Consider the following 19,690-nt stretch of genomic DNA (forward strand, 5'->3'; position numbering starts at 1 on the left):
CGCGGCGCGGCCCCCTGCGGGGCAGGCGCGGCTTGCATAACGCAAGCGGCGAACGAAGTAAATTCGGCGCCCGGCGCGGCGCGGCGGCGCTGAAAATCCTGCGGCGCGCCACGCCGGCGCCATGGAGTTTTCGTCCCAAAGGACTATTGATGCGCCGATGAACGTCGAACCCAGCCCCTGCTCCGCACCGGCCCGCGACGACGCCCGCGGGCCGCTGTCCGGCCGCACGGCGCTGATCGTCCATCCGGCCTGGCACTCCTGCGGCAGCCATCAGGTCTTCGTGTCGCAGGCGGCCGCCTATCGCGCGCTCGGCGCGCGGGTGCTGACCCTCGCGCTCGCCGACGCGCCGGGCGCCGTCGCCGGCTCGCGCGCGCAAAAAGCCTATGACGCCGCGACGCGCGACCTTTCCGCCGACCGGCGCTTCTATTCGGGCATGGCGCTGGCGCGCGTGCTGCAGCCGTCGTTTCTGGCGGCGACGCGGCGCTGGCTGCATGGCGACTTCGCCTCCATGCTGGCGACGACGGCGCGGCTCTCCCCCATCCCGGCGGGGCTCGACGCCGAGGAGCGCATCGACTTCATCCATTGCAACCATTTCTTCTGCATGCCCGCGGCGCTCGAGGTCGCGCGCCGCCGCGGCGCGAAAATCGCGCTCGACACCCATGATCTCCAGGCGCGCCAGTATGCGCTGCGCAACGAGCGCGGCTGGACCGTGCCGCCGGCCGCCCGCTTCGACGACATGCTGGCGATCGAGCTCGCCCTGCTCGCCAGGGCCGACGCGCTGATCCACCTCAACGACGAGGAGGCGGCGAGCTTCAAGATGCTGCTGCCAAAAAGCCGGCACGAGCTGATCTATCCGGCCGTGCCCGAGATCGCGCCGGGCCCGGGCGGACCCGACCTGATCGTCGTCGCCAGCGCCAATTACGCGAATTTTCTCGGCGTCAAATGGATGATCGAGGAGGTTTTGCCGCGCGCGCCCGAGGCCAGGATCAAGATCTACGGCAACATCGACCAGGAGTTTCGCGCCCGCGCCCCGGCCCTGTCGCGCGCCCGGCCCGAACTGTTCCTCGGGCGCGTCGCCGACCTCGCCGCCGCCTATGACCGCGCCGCCGCCGTGCTGCTGCCGACCACCGAAGGCCATGGCGTCTCGATCAAGACCATCGAGGCGATGTCGGCCGGCGCGCCGCTGATCGCGACGCCGCACGCCTTCCGCGGCATGCAGCTCGATCCGGCGCGGCTGACGAACGTCACGCTCGCGCCCGACGCGGAAAGCTTCGCCGCCGCCCTGCGCCAGGCCGCGGCGAACGGGGCGCGGGGCGAGGATCGCGCGGCCTCGGACACGCGGCGCGCCTATGAGGCGCATTTCGCCTTTGAGGCCTACGCCGCCGCCCTCGCGCGGGTGGCGCTGTCGCTCATCCCCACAGACAGGCACATATAAAGATTTGCTTATATCTTTATTGCGCTGTGCGCGGGCGGCTGGTATAGCCATGGGACATATGACTGGAGCCCGTTCATGACCCAGACCCCCAAGGATTACGTCGTCGCCGACCTCTCGCTCGCCGAATGGGGGCGCAGGGAGCTCGCCATCGCCGAGACCGAGATGCCGGGCCTCATGGCCGTGCGCGCCGAATACGGCCCGAGCCAGCCGCTGAAAGGCGCCCGCATCGCCGGCTCGCTGCACATGACCATCCAGACGGCCGTGCTGATCGAGACGCTGAAGGCGCTCGGCGCCGACATCCGCTGGGCCTCGTGCAACATCTATTCGACGCAGGACCACGCCGCCGCGGCCATCGCCGCCGCCGGCGTCCCGGTGTTCGCGCGCAAGGGCGAGAGCCTTGTCGATTATTGGGAATACACCCACAAGATCTTCGAGTGGGACGACGGCGGCGCGCCGAACCTGATCCTCGACGACGGCGGCGACGCCACCATGCTGATTCATCTCGGCATGCGCGCGGAGGCCGGCGACACGGCCTTCCTCGACAAGCCGACCAATGAGGAGGAAGAGGTTTTGTTCGCGGCGATCAAGCGCCGCCTCGCCTCGAGCCCCGGCGTCTACACGAAATACGGGACCGCGATCAAGGGCGTCTCCGAGGAGACGACGACCGGCGTGCATCGTCTCTATCTGATGGAGAAGGACGGCAAGCTGCTGTGGCCTGCGATCAACGTCAACGATTCGGTCACCAAGTCGAAATTCGACAATCTCTACGGCTGCCGCGAATCGCTCGTCGACGGCATCCGCCGCGGCACCGACGTGATGATGTCCGGCAAGGTCGCCATGGTCGCGGGCTTCGGCGACGTCGGCAAGGGCTCGGCCGCCTCGCTGCGCAACGCCGGCGCGCGCGTGCTGGTCTCGGAGGTCGACCCGATCTGCGCGCTGCAGGCCGCGATGGAAGGCTATGAAGTCACGACCATGGAGGACGCCGCCCCGCGCGCCGACATCTTCGTGACCGCGACCGGCAACGTCGACGTCATCACGCTCGACCACATGCGCGCGATGAAGGACCGCGCCATCGTCTGCAACATCGGCCATTTCGATTCGGAGATCCAGGTCGGCGCCCTGCGCAACCTGCAATGGCATAACGTCAAGCCTCAGGTCGACGAGATCGAGTTCGCCGACGGCAAACGCATCATCCTGCTGTCGGAAGGCCGGCTTGTGAACCTCGGCAACGCGACGGGCCATCCGTCCTTCGTGATGTCGGCCTCCTTCACCAACCAGACGCTGGCCCAGATCGAGCTCTGGACCCGCCACAAGGAGATGGAGCGCAAGGTCTACACCCTGCCGAAGCATCTCGACGAAAAGGTCGCGGCGCTGCACCTCGAAAAAATCGGCGTGAAGCTGACCAAACTCACGACCGAGCAGGCGACCTATCTCGGCCTGCCGCTTGAGGGCCCGTTCAAGCCGGACCACTATCGGTACTGAGGCTTTTTCGTCGGCAATGACGCGGGCCGCCCCTTTCGGGGCGGCCTTTTTCGTTGACGCGCGTCGCCTCCCTCGCCTTCGGCCGGGGCTGATGCTATGGCTTGACGAAAATGTCGCGTCGTCGCCTCCCGGGCGCGTTTGACGCCAAAATCGGAGAGCGCGCCATGGGGCCGGCCATGAAACCTCGCTTGCGCCGGGCCAGACGCGGGATTTCGGCGCTTCTCGCCGCCACGCTCGCCGCCGTTCCGGTTCTCGCCGAAGCGCAGACCACGCCCGCGGCGGAGCCCGCGCCTTCCGCGTCGCCGGCCGCGACGTCCCCAGAGCCCGCCGCGCCCGCGGAGCCGGCCGCGCCGGCGGCCCCTGACGAATCCCGCTTCACCCACGACGAGCTGTTGAAGCTGCTCGCGCCGATCGCGCTTTACCCTGATCCGCTGCTCGCGCAGCTTTTGCCGGCGAGCGCCTATCCGCTGCAGATCGTCGAGGCCTATCGCTGGCTCGAAAAGAACAAGACCGCTGTGAAAAAGAAGGATTTTTCCGGCGTCGACAAGCAGAAATGGGATCCTTCGGTCAAGGCGCTGGCGCGCTTTCCCGACGTCGTCAGGAAGCTCAACGACGACCTCGCCTGGACGAGCGATCTCGGCGACGCGATCGTCAACCAGCCGCAGGACGTCGCCGCCGCGATCCAGGAGCTGCGCGTGAGGGCCGAAAAATCCGGCGCGCTCAAGACGACGCCGCAGCAGACCGTCAAGCGCGTGAGTTCGTCGACGCCGCAGGGCGAAAAGAGCGACATCGTCATCCTGCCGTCGGACCCCTCGACGATCTATGTTCCGGCCTATGATTCGGCCGCCGTGTTCGACACGACGGCGGTCGTCGCGCCGCTGCTCACCTTCGGCGCGGGCGTGGCGCTTGGCGCGCTCGCCACCGGAACCTACTGGAACTGGCGCACGGGCGCGGTCTACCCGCCGGTCTGGGGCGGTTATCCGGGCTGGCGTCCGCCCTATCCGGGCTGGCGCCCCGGCATGCCTCCGCCTCCCGGCGGCTTTCCGCCGGGCCCGCCGCCGGGCGGCCCGGGCGGCGGCGGCCAGCCGTGGCGGCCGGGCGGCGACTACCGCCCTGGACAGGGAACCAAGCCCGGCCTCGGCGGGCCGGGACGACCCGGAGGGCCAGGCAAGCCCGGCGGAATCGGCGGCCCCGGGGGCGTTGGCGGGCCGGGCGGAATTGGCAAGCCCGGCGGCGGCGGCGGAATTGGCGGACCCGGAGGCGTCGGCGGCGCTGGCGGACCCGGACGTCCCGGCGGTCCTGGAGACGCTGGCGGAATCGGCGGACCCGGCCGGCCGGGCGGAAGCGTCGACAGGCCCGCCAATCGCCCTGCCGCGGGGACCCGTCCCGGCGCGTCGCGCCCTGCCGCCAAACCCGCCGCAAAGCCCGCGACGCGTCCGGCCAAGCCCGCGGCCCGCCCCGGAGGCGCGGCGAGCGGTCCACGGCCATCGTCGCGTCCGGCCGCGCGGCCTGCGGGCGGACGGCCGCAAGTCCATCATGGCGCCCGTGCGGGCGGGATTCAGGGCGCGCGCGCCGGCGGATTTCATGGCGGCGGACATGGGGGCTCCGGCGGCCGCGGCGGCTTCCATGGCGGCGGCGGCCATCGCGGCGGCGGCGGGCGACGCTCCGACATCCGCCTCAAGCATGACGTCGTCCTGCTCGGGCGGCTGAACGACGGCGTCGGCTATTATCGCTTCGTCTATAATGGCGGACGCACCGCCTATGTCGGCGTGATGGCGCAGGAGGTGGAGGCGGTCGCGCCGCAGGCCGTCGCGCGCGGCGCCGACGGCTATCTGCGCGTGTCCTATGAGCGGCTCGGCCTGCCGTTCGAGACCTATGAACACTGGGTCGCCGCCGGATCGCGCCTGCCGGAGCCGAAGCCGGACCGAGGCGGCTACTGAGCGGGCGCGATCCTGAACGTCGCGCCAAAGCGCCGGACGACGGAGGCGTCGCCTTCCCAGGGGCGCCAGTATTTCAGGCCGAGGGTCGTCGTTCCCGGCGCTCTGGCCGTGACCGTCCACGTCGCCTCGCCGCCCGCTCCGAGGCGGCCGGCCTGCGCCCTGAACGGGCCCTCTTCGACCTCAAGGCGCGCCGGATCGACCGTTTCAAGCGCCCAGCCGTAACCGGTCGACGGATTTTCTGGCAGGCGCAGCGCAAAACGCTCGCCGACGCGCGCCAGAATCGTTCCGCCGTCGTCGGCCTCGTTCACGATGCGGCCCTGCCCCGCCGCGCCGGCCGCATGCGCGGCGAAACAGAGCGCCGCAAGGATCGCGCCGGCCGGCCTCAAAGCCCGCCGAGCGCGCAGACGATGGCCCATTCCTCCTCCGTCACCGGCTGAACCGACAGGCGCGAGAGCTTCACAAGCGCCATGTCCTTGAGACGCGGATCCGCCTTGACGGCGGCGAGCGTCACGGGATTTTTCAGCGCGGTCTTGGCGCGCAGGTCGACCATGCCGAACTTGCCGCTCGCGTCGGATGGGTCAGGATAATAGGGCTTGATGATCTCGACGATTCCGACGATCTCCTTGCCCTCGTTGGAGTGATAGAAGAACGCCTCCTCGCCGACTTTCATGGCGATGAGGTTGAGCTTGGCCGAATGATTGCGCACGCCGTTCCAGAACGTGCCCTGCGTTCCAGCCGCGACCTGCTGGTCCCAGGACCATTTGAAAGGTTCGCTCTTCACCAGCCAATGGGCCATCCGATCTCTCCCGCAAAAGCCCGCGAGCTATAAAGCTTCAGCTTTCCGGTTTCGAGGGGCGCGCCATGAGTTCGGCGATGGCGTCCTCGATCGAGACGCGCCCGCCCAGCACGGCGTCGACGGCGGCGGCGATCGGCATGTCGACCTCGGCCGCACGTGCAAGTTCGAGCATCACGCCGCAGGTGAAGGCGCCCTCGACGAGGCCGATGCGCTCGGACGCCTCGGCCACGCTCGCGCCGCGCCCGAGCGCGAGGCCGAAGGAATAATTGCGCGAAAGGGCCGTGGTGCAGGTGAGCACGAGGTCGCCGAGGCCCGAAAGCCCGGAGAGCGTGGCGGCCTCGGCCTCATAGGCGCGCCCGAAGCGGACGAGCTCGGCGAAGCCGCGGGCGATCAGCGCCGCGCCCGCGCTCGCGCCAAGCTCGCGCCCGGCGGCGATCCCGCTCGCGATGGCGAGCGCGTTCTTGGCCGCGCCGCCGATCTCGACCCCGCGCACGTCGCTCGACGAATAGACCCTGAAGGTCGGCCCCGCCATCATCGCGGCGAGCGTCGCCGCCGCCACGGGGTCGCGCGCGGCGAGCGTCACCGCCGTCGGCAGGCCGCGCGCGACGTCCTGCGCGAAGCTCGGCCCCGACAGAATGGCGGCGGTGGCGTCGGGCAGGATCTCGCCGACGATCTCGGTCACGAACCGTCCGGTCCGGCGCTCGATGCCCTTGGCGCAGACGATGATCGGCGGATTGCCGGCGAGCTGCGGGGCGAGCTCGGCCAGAACGCCGCGCAGCGCCTGCGTCGGCACGACCGCCAGCACGACCTCGGCCGCGGCCGTCGCCGCGAGATCGGCCGTCGGCCTGACGTTGGACGCCAGCGGCACGCCCGGCAGGCGGCGCGCGTTGACGCCGGTCGCGGCCATTTCGGCGACATGCGCCGGATCGCGCGCGTAAAGCGCGACCTCGGGCGCCTCGCGGCCCGCCGCCTCGCCGCCGCGCGCCGCGAGATTGGCGAGCGCCGTTCCCCAGGCGCCCGCGCCCAGAACCGCGATCCTTCGGGCTCCCTTCGCCATCGGCTCCCCCCTTGCGGCTCTCCCGTGCGGCGCCTGCCTGCGGCCGCGCCGCCTGCCCCAAAGCTCTAGATGCGGCCGAACCCTGCGGCTGGCAAGAGCCGGCCCGCGCCGCCGCGCCTCGCGCGCAAAAGCTGCGGGCCCGGCAAAAATGCGCTATGCGGCCCGGGTCGCGGAGCGCAGGCGGCGAGAGCGGACGAGGCCATGTCGAAAGATCACGCGACGAACAAAGCGCCGAGCGCGCCCGGCGGCGCGGCGGCGAAGCCGCCGGCGCGCCTCGCCGTGCGCGTCTATTATGAGGACACGGATTTTTCCGGCGTCGTCTACCACGCGTCCTATCTGCGGTTTCTGGAGCGCGGCCGCACCGAGCTTCTGCGCGCCGCCGGCGTCGGGCATCGCGACCTGTTCGAGAACGGCGAAGGCGTTCATTTCGCCGTGCGGTCGATGTCGATCGAATTCCTGAAGCCGGCGCTGATGGACGACCTCATTGAGGTCGAGACGCGCATCGCGGCGGTCGGCGGCGCGTCGATCGACATGCGCCAGGCGATCCTGCGCGGCGAGGAGCGCCTGATCGCGGCGGCTGTCAGGATCGCCGTGATCTCGGGCGGACGAGCGGCGCGGCTGCCTCAGGCCCTGCGCGCAAGGCTTTGTGATGTGGGGTAAACCCGGCGTTAACCTTGACGCGGTTTGACTAGGCCGCCCGGCCGGCGGGGGCGCGTGCGAAAAAGCCGCAGAAATGACTGATTCGAGCGCCACACACCAAGCGACACACTTAGCGACACACTTGGCTTCACTTAGAAAAGCGCTGGGCGGCGAGCCCTGAGCGGCGCGCGGCGAGACGATGGGCTCGCGGGCGGCCCGACAGCCGAAGGATATTTGCGATGAATCCAGCCGATATTGCGGCCACGGGCGCGGCGGCCGCGGGACTGGCGCCGGGAGCCGAGATCACCCTGTGGTCGATGTTCTGGTCGGCGCATGTCGTCGTCAAGATCGTGATGATCGGCCTGCTCGCGGCCTCGGTCTGGTGCTGGGCCATCGTCATCAACAAGGTTCTGCTGCTGCGGCGCACGCAGAAGGCGATGGACCAGTTCGAGGAAGTGTTCTGGTCCGGCTCCTCGCTCGACGAGCTCTATCAGACGCTGTCGCAGCGCCCGACGTCGGGCACGGCGAGCCTGTTCGTGGCGGCCATGCGCGAATGGCGGCGTTCGCTCCAGTCGGGCGCGGCGGCGAGCTTCATGGGGCTTCAGGCGCGCATCGAGAAGGTGCTCGACGTCTCGATCGCGCGCGAGGTCGAAAAGCTCGAATCGAACCTGCTGGTGCTCGCCACCGTCGCGTCGGCGAGCCCGTTCATCGGCCTGTTCGGTACGGTCTGGGGCATCATGACCTCGTTCCGCTCCATCGCCGCGTCGCGCAACACCTCGCTGGCGGTGGTCGCGCCGGGCATCGCCGAAGCGCTGTTCGCCACCGCGATCGGCCTGTTCGCGGCCATTCCGGCGCTGATCGCCTACAACAAGCTGCAGGGCGACGTCGCCAAGAAGCAGGCGCGGCTCGAAGGCTTCGCCGACGAATTTTCCTCGATCCTGTCGCGGCAGATCGACCAGCGCGCCGCCCACCACGATCAGGCCGCGTGAGCGCGTCGACGAGCTTGAGGAGGCGCTGACATGGCCATGGCGACGATGGGCGGCCGCACCGGCGGACGCGGACGGCGCGGTTCGCCGCGCTACCGGCCGATGGCCGACATCAACATGACCCCCTTCATCGACGTGATGCTGGTGCTGCTGATCATCTTCATGGTGGCCGCGCCCCTGCTCGCGACCGGCGTGCCGATCGACCTGCCGCAGACGAAGTCGGCCGCGCTCAACATCGAGCAGAAGCCGCTGTCCGTCGCCGTCGACGACAAGGGCGCGATCTTCGTCATGGACGAGCCGGTCGAGGCAGGCAAGCTCGCCGACAAACTTAAGGAGGTCGCCAAGTCCGGCGTCGACGAGCGCATCTATGTGCGCGGCGCCAACGCCGTGAACTACGGCAAGATCGCCGAGGTGATGTCGATCATCACGGGCGCGGGATTCAAGAAGGTCGCGCTCGTCACCGATCCGAGCAAGTCCTGACGGCCATGCCCCTGCGCGACAACCCGGGCGCGGCGGTCTCCGCGGGCGGCCATGTCGCCCTGCTCGCCGCCATGCTCCTGTCGTTCTCGCACGACTCCCGTCCCGAGGACGCGCTGGAGACGATTCCGGTCGAGATGATGACCTCCTCGCAGTTCAACCAGATCATGAAGGGCGAGAAGACCGGCAAGCTCAGCGAGACGCCGAGGACGCGCGCCGAGAAACGCGCGGAGACGGCCGAGGTCAAGCCCGTGACCGCGCTCGCCCCGACCAAGCAGGACATCCCGTCCCCGCCGCCGCGCGCCAGGCCCGTCGACGATCCCGGCCGCGCCGAGGAGGCGAAGCCCGAGCCCCCCTCCCCGCCCGAGCGCCCCGTGCAGACGGCGAAGCTCGAGCCGGCGCAAGAGCCGCGCCCGGAGCCCCGGCCCAAACCCGAGCCGGCGCCAAAGGCCGAGACGAAGCCCGAGCCCGAGCCCGAAAAGCCCGACGCCGAAGCGCTCGACAGAAAACCTCCGCCACGGCCAAAGCCCAGGCCTGAAGCCAAGGCCGAGCCCCAGAAGGCCGAGCCCCAAAAGCCCGAACGGAAGCCGGAGCCGCGGAAGGCCGAGCCCAAATTCAAGCCCGACGAGCTCGCGAAGCTTCTCGAAGAAAAGAAACCCGAGGAGCGCAAGCCCGCGCCGAAGCCGAAGACGGGCGAGGCCGAGGCCGATCTTGCGCAGAAATTCGACGTCGGCGCGATCAGCCGGCTCCTCAACAAGGAGGCGCCGCAGCGTTCGGCCGCGGCCGGGCGTGAGCTGTCGCAGACCGCTTCGCTCGGCGCGCCGACGGCGAGCGCGGCCAAGATGTCGCCCTCGCTCTGGGCGCAGCTCGACGGACTGCTGCAGGACCAGTACCGGCATTGCTGGAATTTCGTCGGCGTCGCCGCGCAGCAGAAATATGTTCCGCAGATCCATGTGCGCTATGCGCTCGACGGCTCGCTCGTCGGCCAGCCCGAGCTCCTGAATCCGCCGACGGACCCCAATCTCCGCTCGCTCGCCGACAGCGCCATGCGGGCGGCGCGACGCTGCAACCCGCTGCGCATTCCGGCGCAGTTCCAGCCCTATTACGAACAATGGAAAGGCCGGGTCGTGCGCTTCGATCCGGAAGACATGCTTTGAAGCCTGGCTTTCTTCTGTCCCGCCGCTCCCTTCTTTCCGCCTCGCTGGCCATGGGCTGCTGCCTCGCCGCGCCGGCCGTCTCGACCGCGGCTCAGGACCGCGCGCTCGACGTGCGCCGCGGCGAGTTCACCCCCGTCACGATCGCGGTCGCGCCGTTTTCGGGCGATCCCGGCCCGGCCGGGACGCTGACCAGCGTCATCGTCAACAATTTCAAGCGTTCGACCTTTCTGTCGCCGCTCGACCCCAAGAGCTTCGCGGGCGTCACGGTCGACCCCGACCAGACGCCGGACATGTCGGCGTGGCGCGCGCTCAACGCGCAATATCTCGTCACCGGGCGCAGCCGCCGCAACGGCGACGGCCGGCTCCAGACCGAGTTCCGCCTGTGGGACGTCGCCACCGGGCAGCAGGCGGCCGGCCAGCAATATGTGACCGACCCCAACAACGTCCGGCGCGTCGCGCATATCATTTCGGATTCGATCTTCACCCGCATCACGGGCGAAGGCGGCTTCTTCGACACCCGCGTCGTCTTCGTCGACGAGACGGGCCCCGCGGAGCGCCGGCGCAAGCGCCTCGCCATCATGGACCAGGACGGCGCCAACGTGCGCTATCTGTCGCGCGGCGACGACCTCGTGGTGACGCCGCGCTTCTCGCCCTCGTCGCAGGACGTGACCTATATGTCCTTCGGCGCGACCGACCCGAAGGTTCTGCTGCTCAACATCGAGACCGGCCAGCGCGAGGTCGTCGGCAATTTTCCGGGCATGACCTTCGCGCCGCGCTTCTCGCCCGACGGCCAGCGCATCGTCATGTCTTTGGCGCAGGGCGCGGCGACCAATCTTTACGCCATGGACGTGAAGTCGCGCACCACGACGCGGCTGACCGATTCGGGCGCGATCGACACCTCCCCGTCCTATTCGCCGGACGGGACGCAGATAGTGTTCGAATCCGACCGCGGCGGGACGCAGCAGCTTTACGTCATGCCGGCCGGCGGGGGCGGCGCGGCGCGGCGCCTCTCCTTCGGCGACGGGCGCTATTCGACGCCGGTCTGGTCGCCGAAGGGCGACTTCATCGCCTTCACCAAGCAGAAAAGCGGGACTTTCGCGATCGGCGTGATGCGGCCCGACGGCTCGGGCGAGCGCATCCTGACGGAAGGCTTCCACAATGAAGGGCCGACCTGGGCGCCGAACGGGCTTTATCTGATGTTCTTCCGCGATCCCGGCGGCTCGAGCGGGTCGAAACTCTATATGATCGACGTGTTCGGGCGCAATGAATTCCAGGTGCCGACGCCGAGCTACGCCTCCGATCCGACCTGGAGCCCGCTGCTCAACTGAGCGGGCGTTTTGGCCTGACGCCGCCGCGCCGCGTGGCGTCAGGCCAGGCGGCGTCGCGCGAGCATGGGCGGTGCGATGGGCGGTGCGATGAGGGGCGTCCGCTCCCGCTGAAGGGCGGGCTCTCGGCCCCTGCGCCGGTCAGGCCGAGACGGCGCGCGGCTTCGGGGCGCGGCCCTCGATCACGTCGCGGTAATCCTCGATGATCTCATGCGCGGGACCGATCTCGCGCACCCGCCCGTCCTCGATCCAGACCACGCGGTCGCAGAGATGCGACAGCATGTGCAGGTCGTGCGAGACGACGAGAATGGTGCCGCGCTTGGCGAACTCCTGAATGAAGTCGTCGCATTTCGCCTGGAACTGCGCGTCGCCGACCGACAGCGCCTCGTCGACGATCAGGATGTCGGCGTCGGCGTAGGCGCAGACGGCGAAGGCGAGGCGCGCGGCCATGCCGGTCGAATACATCTTGAGGGGCTGGTAGAAGAATTCGCCGATGTCGGCGAAGGCCTCGACGAGGTGCAGGCGCTCCTCGATGAGCTTGCGCTTCACGCCAAGGATGGCGCCGCCGATGAGCGCGTTCTCGCGGCCCGTGAGCTCATGGTCGAAGCCGGAGCCGAGCGCGAGAATCGGCGCCACGCGTCCCTTGATCGCGACCTCGCCCACGCTCGGCCGCGTGATGCCGCAGATGATCTGCAGAAGAGTCGTCTTGCCGGCGCCGTTGCGGCCGATGATGCCGACCCGCTCGCCGCGCTCGACCTTGAAGGTCACGTCGCGCAGGACCCAATGCTCATGGTAGAACTTCCGCCAGCGGCCGAAGAGCGTCTGCTTGAGCTGGTCGTTGCGATGCAGATAAAGCTGAAACGCCTTGCCGACCCTGTGACAATCCACGACGGTTTCAGATGACATCGACGAAGACGGCCTTGTACTGCATGAAAAAACGATAGCCGAAATAAAACACGAGGAGCGATCCCGCGACAGTGCCGAAATAGAGCATGGCGTCGGGCGCCCTGCCGGCGAGCAGCAGGTCACGCGTCATTTCAACATAATTTCCGATCGGGTTTAGGTGCACGTAAAGGCGCAAATGAGGCGGAACGTCCTCGATCGTGTAGAAGATCGGCGTCGCGAACATGAACACCGGGACGATCGAGATCATGAGATGGGCGACGTCGCGCGTGAACGACCCGAGCGCCATCAGGAACCATGAGAGGCCGAGCAGCATCAGGAAGAAGGGCGCGGCGACGAACGGCAGGAGCAGCGCCGTCGCCGGCAGCGAGAACGACGCCGCGAGCTTGAACACGACGAGCACGGCGAGGCTGATCAGCGCATAGACCGAGCCGCGGATCGTCGCGGTCCAGGCGAGCGTCTCGCTCGGAAAGATCGATTTCTTGATCAGCGACGCCTGCTCATGCAGCATGGCCGGCGAACGATAGGCGATCTCGCTGAAAAGATTGAAGATGATGAGCCCGGCGAAGATCGACAGGGCGTAGCCCCCGACCCCCATGCCCTTGGCCGAGTTCGGCACGCCGACGGCGTTCGAGAAAATGATCGTATAGGCCGAAAGCATGACGAGCGGGCCGAACACGGCCCAGAGCCAGCCCAGAATCGAGCCGCGGAACCGCACCGCGAGTTCGCGGCGCACCACCGCCCGGATCAGCTCCTGATATCGCCAGGCGTGCGCGAAGGGCGCCGCCAGCGTCGTCAAAGGCGTCGCAAACGTCATTAAGTCCCCGATTAAACGTGCGAAATCCGCCGCGCGCGACGCTGTTGCGCCGTGCGCGGCGGATGTAGACCAGTTTGACGCCGCTTCGTCAATGCGAGGCGCGCGGACGCCCGGCGCGGCGCGTCAGGACGACGACGCCGGACATTGCACGAGATATTTCGCGGCGACGTTGAGGTTCGGCGCGGTATTTCCGTCGGCCATCACGATATTGGTGAGCGCGACATTGAGCGTCGGAGAGGACACCGTCCGCTTGAGCGGCACGACGAGGGTCGATCCCCAGACCCACGGCGCCTTGCTGACGACGGCGCCGGTCGCCACCGCGCTCGCGGAGACGACGCCGCGGTCATAGTTGATGATGAGATTGCCGTCGCCGCTCGGCGAGAAGGCGCAGGACGCGCCCGTGCTGGGCACGGGCAAGGAGCCGTCGGTCGTCGTCCACACCGGCGAATCGACATAGTCGCGGCCGGCCGCGTCGGATCCCGGCCGCACGAAGGAGGTGAGCGCGGTCGCCGCGGAGGGGTATTCGGCCGGCAGGGAGCCCGTGTTCACGGCGGTCTGCCAGTAGTTGGCGACGGCCTGCGTCGGCAGCCAGATATAGGGCCGCGGGCCCGTGAGGGAATCTTTCGGCGCGGTCACGACATTGACCATGCGCTCCTTCGAGCCCCAGGGCTGAACGCCCGTGTTCTGGGCGACGTCATAGGACGCGCGCCAGGCGCCCGAATAGGTGCGCCAGTCGGGCGCCATGACAGGCCCGGTCGTCGACGGCGCGGCGGGAAGGCTCGCGGCGAGAATGGCCTCCGTCCAGAAGCGCAGGAACCGCGCGCTGGCGTAGTGCCACCAGCCGTAATAGGAGCCGCCGTGCCACTCGCCATACTGGCTGAACACGGTGATCGGACGGCCCGCCGCCGCGAGCTGGCGCGCGAAGGCGTCGTGGCCGGTCGCCGGGACGTAGCCTTCGACGTTGGTGAGGAGGCCGCCGTAGACGTCGCCCGGATCGGAGATGAAGAGATGCGGCGTCCAGGCCGGCGGCAGGTAAGGCGGCGGATCGAGTTCATGATAGGTCGCGACGGCGATGACCCGCTGCGGCGCCTTCGTCGGATCGGGATTCGACAGGAGCGGGCTCGAGGCCGTGATCGCCGCGCCGGCCGAGCCCGCCGAAAACCCCATCAGCACCACGTTGAGATAGCGGATTTCAGGCCGGTCGGGGAATGCGTTCGCGCCGGCCGCGAGCGTGTCCAGGACGCGCTGGGCGCTGCGGTCGGCGTTCCAGTAGTCGAGCGTGACGTCGATGATCATCATGTTGTAGCGACGCGCCATGGTCTTCAGCTCGCGGTCGCCGCTTGGCACGACGCTCGACATATTGTTGACCACGGCGGCCCTGATCGGCTGCGTCACGTCATAGATATAGGCCGAATATCCGTTCAGCCTGCCCGACCAGCTTTGCACCGCGAGAGCTTGGCCCGCTCCGAGTCCGAGAATGAGATACGCGCCTGTACACAGGCTAGTGAGAAACCTTCGCATCGCTGCAGTCGCCTTTTCGGTCGCAAGAAGAAGCCCGAGCCTCCCTGTGAGATGATAATTGTTGAATTACGTCATTAGTAAAATTTAAATCAAACTTGACGCGGCGGCCTTTCGCCGCAGCGAAATCCTGTTGCTTTGCGTAACTTGGAGGCGCCCCGGGTTACGCGGAGAGCGGTCGCTTTAGGCGTGAGGGGTTTGGAGGGCGGCTGCGGCCGCCGCGGAACCCGGCGCGGCTTTCGCCGTTAAGCGCCCGAACGCAACACCGAAAGGAGCCGCGAATGGTTGACAAGGAGCATCTCAAGGGCGCCGCCGACAAGATGAAGGGCGCCGCCAAGGAAGCCGTCGGCAAGGTCACGGGCAGCGACCGTCTCGTCGCGGAAGGCAAGGCCGACAAGGCTGAGGGCGCCGCGCGCCAGACGATCGGCGACGTCAAGGACGCCGGCAAGAAGGCGGCCGACAGCATCAAGCGCTGACCGCTTCCAAGATAGAACTAAAATAGTATTGTCTTCATCAAGAAGCGCGTCCGGTCCGGACGCGTTTTTTGTTGCTGGGGCGCGCGTCCGAAGAGATCGGAAAGAAAACGCGCTTCATATCAGGGTTCGCTTCACCCTGCCGCCGCGGCGGCGCTGTTTTTCTTTTATCCGGCGTGCTTGACGCGGAATAACCGCGTCGCGCGGCTTTGACCATTTGTCTCGAAGATATTATTTCTGCTCCGGCGCCCGGCGCGACGATCGGACTTGATTTGCGTAAGCCTGATTTCGGATACAAACCTCGTGTCAGGCTTCTGTCGGACTGTCGCGCCGTCCGGCGGCCGGTTTCGCCCGTTCAGGCGACGCCGGCGCCACGGGCGAGATTCGACGCATTTCCGGGCAAACCATTGAAACGCGCCTTTGTTTTTCTGACGGTTCTCATCCTGCTGGCGGCGCTTGCGGGCGGCCTCGGCTATTTCCAGTTCGTGGTCAAGCCGCAGATGATCCGCCAGTTCATCGCGCAGGCCGAGCCGCCGCCGACCACCGTCGCGGTCGCGCCTGCGCAGGCGGACTCCTGGACGCCGCGCCTGCCGGCGATCGGCAGCTTCCGCGCCTTTCAGGGCGTCGAGGTCGCGCCGCAGATCGGCGGCGTGGTCGTCGCCGTCAAGGTCCGGTCGGGACAGGACGTCGAGAAGGGCGCGCCGCTGTTCGAGATCGACAATTTCGTCGAGCAGGCCGAGCTCAAGAGCAATCTCGCCGTGCTCAAGAACGCCGATCTGGCGCTCGAGCGCCAGAGCCAGCTGACAAGGTCGGGCAACACCACCAAGGCGAGCTTCGACGCCGCCGAGGCTGCGCGCGACCAGGCCGCGGCCGCCGTCGAGCGGGTGCGCGCCGTCGTCACCCAGAAGCAGATCGCCGCGCCCTTCGCGGGCCGCCTCGGCATCCGCAAGATCGACCTCGGCCAGTATGTCTCGCCGGGGACGACGCTCATCACCCTCCAGCAGCTCGATCCCATCTATGTCGATTTTCCGGCGCCCGAGAAATGGCTCGATCGCCTGAAGCCCGGCCAGGAGATCGAGGTCACGGTCGATTCGCATCCGGGCCGCGTGTTCCGCGGCAAGGTCGAGACGGTCGACGCCCGCGTCTCGCCGGAAAGCCGCAACGTGCTTCTGCGCGGCGTGCTCGAAAACAAGGACAAGGCGCTCCTGCCCGGCATGTTCGCCAATGTCGTCGTCGACGCCGGCGAGCCGAAAGAGGTCGTCACCGCGCCGCGCACCGCCGTCACCTATTCCCTTTACGGCGACAGCGTGTTCGTCGCGGTTCCGGCCCCGCCGCCGGACGGGTCGGCGCAGGCGGCGGCCGCAGCGGACGACAGGCCGATGAAGCTCGAACGGCGTTTCGTGCGCGTCGGCGAGGCGCGCGAGGACAGGATCGCGATCCTCGACGGCGTGCGGCCCGGCGAGCTCGTCGTGACCGAAGGCCAGATCAAGACGACGGACGGCGCGCTCGCGCGCGTCACGAGAGACACCGCGCTGACGCCGCCGCCGGCGCGTCCGAAGGAGTGAAATGTCTTTCACCGATATTTTCGTCCGCCGGCCGGTCCTCGCCAGCGTCGTCAGCCTGCTGATCCTGCTCGTCGGCCTTCAGGCCGCGTTCAAGCTCCAGGTGCGCCAGTATCCAGAGCTGTCGTCGACGACGATCACCGTGACCACGAGCTATCCGGGCGCCAACGCCGATCTCGTCAAGGGCTTCATCACGACGCCGATCGCCCAGGCCGTGGCCAGCGCGGAGGGGATCGACACGCTGGTCACGAGCTCGCAGCAGAACGTCTCGACCGTGACGCTGAACCTGCTGCTCAACGCCGACGCCGACCGCGCGCTGGCGGACGTGCTCTCCAAGGTCAACCAGATCAAATATCAGCTTCCGCGCGAAGCCTTCGACCCGGTGGTCGTCAAGCAGACGGGCGAATCCAGCGCCCTGCTCTACATGTCCTTCTCGTCGAAGGTCATGACGCCCTCGCAGATCACCGACTATCTGACCCGCGTCGTCCAGCCGAAGCTGCAGACCATCGAAGGCGTCGCCAACGCGCAGATTCTGGGCGGCCAGACCTTCGCCATGCGCATCTGGCTCGACCCCAACAAGATGGCCGCGCGCGGCGTGACGCCAAACGACGTGCGGGCCGCGCTCGCGGCCAATAATTTCACCTCCGCCGCCGGCCAGATCAAGGGCGACTTCGTCCAGACCGCGATCAACGCCCAGACTTCGCTCGATTCGGCGCAGGCCTTCGCCAATCTCGTGGTGCTCGCCCGCGGCGACGCGCTGACGCGGCTCGGGGCGATCGCCGACATCGAGCTCGGCCCGGCCTCGGCCGACTCCTCGTCGCAGTTCGACGGGCTGAAGGCCGTGTTCATCGGCGTCTATCCGACGCCCACCGCCAATCCCCTCGACGTCATCACGGCCGTGCGCGCCGCCTTTCCCGAGCTCAAGACGCAGCTTCCGGTCGGGCTCGAAGCGTCGATCGCCTATGACGCGACCGACTTCATCCGCGCCTCCATCGCCGAGGTCGAAAAAACCCTCGCCGAGGCCGCGGCCATCGTCGTCGTCGTGATTTTCCTGTTCCTCGGCAGCCTGCGCGCCACCATCGTGCCGGTGGTCACCATTCCGCTGTCGCTCGTCGGCGTGATGATCGTCCTGCTGGCGCTCGGCTATTCGATCAATCTCCTGACCCTGCTCGCGCTGGTGCTGGCGATCGGCCTCGTCGTCGACGACGCCATCGTGGTGGTCGAGAACATCCATCGCCATATCGAGGACGGGCTCAGTCCGCAGGAGGCGGCCCTCGTCGGCGCGCGCGAGATCGCCGGCCCCGTGATCTCCATGACGATCACGCTCGCCGCCGTCTACGCCCCGATCGGCTTCGTCACCGGGCTGACGGGCGCGCTCTTCCGCGAATTCGCCTTCACGCTCGCGGGCGCGGTCGTCGTCTCGGGCGTCGTCGCGCTGACGCTCTCGCCGATGATGTGCGCCTATCTCCTGAAGCCCCCGGCCGAGGACCGCGGGCGCAGCCTCGCGGCGCGCATCGACAGGGTGTTCAACTGGCTGCGCGAGGCCTACCGCCGCCGCCTGGCGCGCAGCCTCGAGTTCCGCGCCCTGACCATGCTGATCCTCGCCGGGACCATCGTCCTCACGGCGATCATGTTCTATTCGACGCCGCGCGAGCTCGCCCCCGAAGAAGACCAGGGCGCGATCTTCGCGCTGATCAAGGCGCCGCAATACGCCAATCTCGACTATCTCGAACGCGCCACGGCGCAGGTCCAGAAGGCCGCGGACGCGATCCCCGAAAAGGACAACGTCTTTCTCATCAACGGCTCGAACGGCGTGCGGCAGGGTTTTGGCGGCGTCATCCTCAAGCCCTGGGACCAGCGCGCGCGCAGCCAGAAGGCGGTCCTCGCCGAACTGCAGCCAAAGCTCGCCGAGGCGACGGGCGCCCAGATCCTCGCCTTCTCTCCCCCCGCCCTGCCGGGCTCGACCGGCGGGCCGCCGGTGCAGTTCGTGATCCGCTCGCTCGGCGACTACAAGGAGATCGTCGAGGCGATCGACAAGCTGAAGGCCGCGGCCGACAAGAGCGGCCTGTTCATCTTTTCCGACACCGACCTGCGCTTCGACCTGCCCCAGATCGAGCTCAAGATCGACGCCGACAAGGCGAACAGGCTCGGCCTCAACATGGCCGAGATCGGCTCCTCGCTCGCCACCATGCTGGGGGGCAATTACGTCAACCGCTTCAACATGAATGGGCGCAGCTACGAGGTCATCGCCCAGGCCCCGCGCGACTTCCGCCTGACGCCCGACTGGCTGACGCGCTACCAGGTGCGCACCGCGAGCGGCGCCCTCGTGCCGCTCGCGACCGTGGCGAGCGTCGAGACGAGCGTGCAGCCGAACGCCCTGCCGACCTTCCAGCAGCTCAATTCGGCGACGCTGCAGGGCGTGCCCTTCCCCGGCCGCACCATGGGCGAGGTCATCGCCTTCCTGCAGCAGGCCGCCAAGGAGATCCTGCCCCATGACTTCACCGTCGACTATCAGGGCGAGAGCCGGCAATACGTCAAGGAGGGCAACTCCCTTCTCGTGACCTTCGTGTTCGCGCTGATCGTGATCTTTCTGGTGCTGGCGGCGCAGTTCGAAAGCTTTCGCGACCCGTTCATCATCCTGATCGCCCTGCCGACCTCGATGTTCGGCGCTTTGCTGCCGCTCAACATCCTCGGCGTCGTGGGCGCGGCGAGCCTCAACATCTATTCGCAGATCGGCCTTGTCACGCTGATCGGCCTGATCTCGAAGCACGGCATCCTGATGGTCGACTTCGCCAACCGGCTCCAGATCGAGGACGGCCTCTCCCGCCGCGACGCGATCGTGCAGGCGGCGGCCGTGCGCCTTCGCCCGATCCTGATGACCACGGCGGCGATGGTGGTCGGCATGATCCCGCTCATCGTCGCCAACGGCGCCGGCGCGCAGAGCCGCTTTTCGATCGGAATCGTCATCGCCTCGGGCATGACCATCGGCACGCTGTTCACGCTGTTCGTCACGCCGGCGGTCTACACTTTCGTGGCGCGCGACCATTCGACCGGCCGCCGCCCCGAGCCTGCGATCGACATTTTTGACGAAGGCGTCGGCCGCTCGGCGGCGGAATGAGCGCC

At 68.1% G+C, this 19,690-nt stretch carries 17 protein-coding genes; 11 read left to right on the forward strand and 6 right to left on the reverse strand.

Annotated elements, in window-relative coordinates; genetic code table 11:
* The first annotated feature begins 157 nt into the window (after window positions 1-157).
* The 3 genes from ACILRB_RS10975 (at window position 158) to ACILRB_RS10985 (ending at window position 4,857) form a co-directional block, all read left to right on the forward strand.
* Window positions 158-1,435, forward strand: coding sequence for a glycosyltransferase (locus tag ACILRB_RS10975; RefSeq protein WP_395666334.1), 1,278 nt, complete (start codon window positions 158-160; stop codon window positions 1,433-1,435).
* Window positions 1,436-1,510: 75 nt separating this feature from the next.
* Window positions 1,511-2,917, forward strand: a complete 1,407-nt coding sequence (gene ahcY / locus ACILRB_RS10980) for an adenosylhomocysteinase (protein ID WP_395666335.1) — start codon at window positions 1,511-1,513, stop codon at window positions 2,915-2,917.
* Between the two features lie 188 nt (window positions 2,918-3,105).
* The gene (locus tag ACILRB_RS10985) at window positions 3,106-4,857 is read left to right on the forward strand and encodes a DUF3300 domain-containing protein (RefSeq protein ID WP_395666336.1); all 1,752 of its coding nucleotides are present in this window, start codon (window positions 3,106-3,108) and stop codon (window positions 4,855-4,857) included.
* Here the strand turns inward: ACILRB_RS10985 and ACILRB_RS10990 are convergent.
* The 3 genes from ACILRB_RS10990 to ACILRB_RS11000 are packed head-to-tail and all read right to left on the reverse strand — an operon-like array spanning window position 4,851 to window position 6,710.
* Entirely contained in the window at window positions 4,851-5,273 is a 423-nt protein-coding gene (locus tag ACILRB_RS10990; protein WP_395666337.1) for a protease inhibitor I42 family protein, read from the reverse strand. The genes ACILRB_RS10985 and ACILRB_RS10990 overlap by 7 nt on opposite strands.
* Window positions 5,240-5,653, reverse strand: coding sequence for an EVE domain-containing protein (locus tag ACILRB_RS10995; protein WP_395666338.1), 414 nt, complete (start codon window positions 5,651-5,653; stop codon window positions 5,240-5,242). The genes ACILRB_RS10990 and ACILRB_RS10995 overlap by 34 nt, the downstream gene beginning before the upstream one ends.
* 37 nt (window positions 5,654-5,690) lie before the next feature.
* Window positions 5,691-6,710: an NAD(P)H-dependent glycerol-3-phosphate dehydrogenase gene (locus tag ACILRB_RS11000; RefSeq protein WP_395666339.1), complete on the reverse strand. Its 1,020-nt coding sequence runs from the start codon at window positions 6,708-6,710 to the stop codon at window positions 5,691-5,693.
* Between the two features lie 201 nt (window positions 6,711-6,911).
* On the opposite strand from ACILRB_RS11000, the gene ybgC reads away from it, so the two are divergent.
* The 5 genes from ybgC to tolB all read left to right on the forward strand — a co-directional run bounded on the left by ybgC (window position 6,912) and on the right by tolB (window position 11,297).
* Entirely contained in the window at window positions 6,912-7,370 is a 459-nt protein-coding gene (ybgC, locus tag ACILRB_RS11005) for a tol-pal system-associated acyl-CoA thioesterase (protein ID WP_395666340.1), read from the forward strand.
* A gap of 218 nt (window positions 7,371-7,588) precedes the next feature.
* Window positions 7,589-8,338, forward strand: a complete 750-nt coding sequence (gene tolQ, locus ACILRB_RS11010; protein ID WP_395666341.1) for a protein TolQ — start codon at window positions 7,589-7,591, stop codon at window positions 8,336-8,338.
* A gap of 30 nt (window positions 8,339-8,368) precedes the next feature.
* Complete coding sequence (locus tag ACILRB_RS11015) at window positions 8,369-8,815, forward strand: ExbD/TolR family protein (RefSeq protein ID WP_395666342.1); 447 nt, start codon at window positions 8,369-8,371, stop codon at window positions 8,813-8,815.
* 5 nt (window positions 8,816-8,820) lie between these two features.
* Window positions 8,821-9,969: a cell envelope biogenesis protein TolA gene (locus ACILRB_RS11020; protein ID WP_395666343.1), complete on the forward strand. Its 1,149-nt coding sequence runs from the start codon at window positions 8,821-8,823 to the stop codon at window positions 9,967-9,969.
* The gene (gene tolB, locus ACILRB_RS11025; protein ID WP_395666344.1) at window positions 9,924-11,297 is read left to right on the forward strand and encodes a Tol-Pal system beta propeller repeat protein TolB; all 1,374 of its coding nucleotides are present in this window, start codon (window positions 9,924-9,926) and stop codon (window positions 11,295-11,297) included. Before ACILRB_RS11020 ends, tolB begins: the two co-directional genes overlap by 46 nt.
* A gap of 138 nt (window positions 11,298-11,435) precedes the next feature.
* Here tolB and ACILRB_RS11030 read toward each other — a convergent pair whose 3' ends face one another.
* The 3 genes from ACILRB_RS11030 to ACILRB_RS11040 form a co-directional block, all read right to left on the reverse strand.
* Window positions 11,436-12,200 (reverse strand): ABC transporter ATP-binding protein, encoded by a 765-nt coding sequence (locus ACILRB_RS11030; protein WP_395666345.1) that lies wholly within the window; start codon window positions 12,198-12,200, stop codon window positions 11,436-11,438.
* Entirely contained in the window at window positions 12,190-13,014 is an 825-nt protein-coding gene (locus ACILRB_RS11035; protein WP_395666346.1) for an ABC transporter permease, read from the reverse strand. Before ACILRB_RS11035 ends, ACILRB_RS11030 begins: the two co-directional genes overlap by 11 nt.
* A 123-nt stretch (window positions 13,015-13,137) precedes the next feature.
* Complete coding sequence (locus tag ACILRB_RS11040; protein WP_395666347.1) at window positions 13,138-14,460, reverse strand: hypothetical protein; 1,323 nt, start codon at window positions 14,458-14,460, stop codon at window positions 13,138-13,140.
* A 353-nt stretch (window positions 14,461-14,813) separates the two neighbouring features.
* On the opposite strand from ACILRB_RS11040, the gene ACILRB_RS11045 reads away from it, so the two are divergent.
* The 3 genes from ACILRB_RS11045 to ACILRB_RS11055 all read left to right on the forward strand — a co-directional run bounded on the left by ACILRB_RS11045 (window position 14,814) and on the right by ACILRB_RS11055 (window position 19,685).
* A complete protein-coding gene (locus tag ACILRB_RS11045; protein WP_395666348.1) occupies window positions 14,814-15,008 on the forward strand; it encodes a CsbD family protein in 195 nt (64 codons plus the stop codon).
* A 404-nt stretch (window positions 15,009-15,412) separates the two neighbouring features.
* Window positions 15,413-16,570, forward strand: a complete 1,158-nt coding sequence (locus tag ACILRB_RS11050; RefSeq protein WP_395666349.1) for an efflux RND transporter periplasmic adaptor subunit — start codon at window positions 15,413-15,415, stop codon at window positions 16,568-16,570.
* Between the two features lies 1 nt (window position 16,571).
* Complete coding sequence (locus tag ACILRB_RS11055) at window positions 16,572-19,685, forward strand: multidrug efflux RND transporter permease subunit (RefSeq protein WP_395666350.1); 3,114 nt, start codon at window positions 16,572-16,574, stop codon at window positions 19,683-19,685.
* Window positions 19,686-19,690 lie beyond the last annotated feature (5 nt).

This window comes from Methylocella sp., assembly GCF_044226135.1.
In the GTDB taxonomy this organism is placed as follows: domain Bacteria; phylum Pseudomonadota; class Alphaproteobacteria; order Rhizobiales; family Beijerinckiaceae; genus Methylocapsa.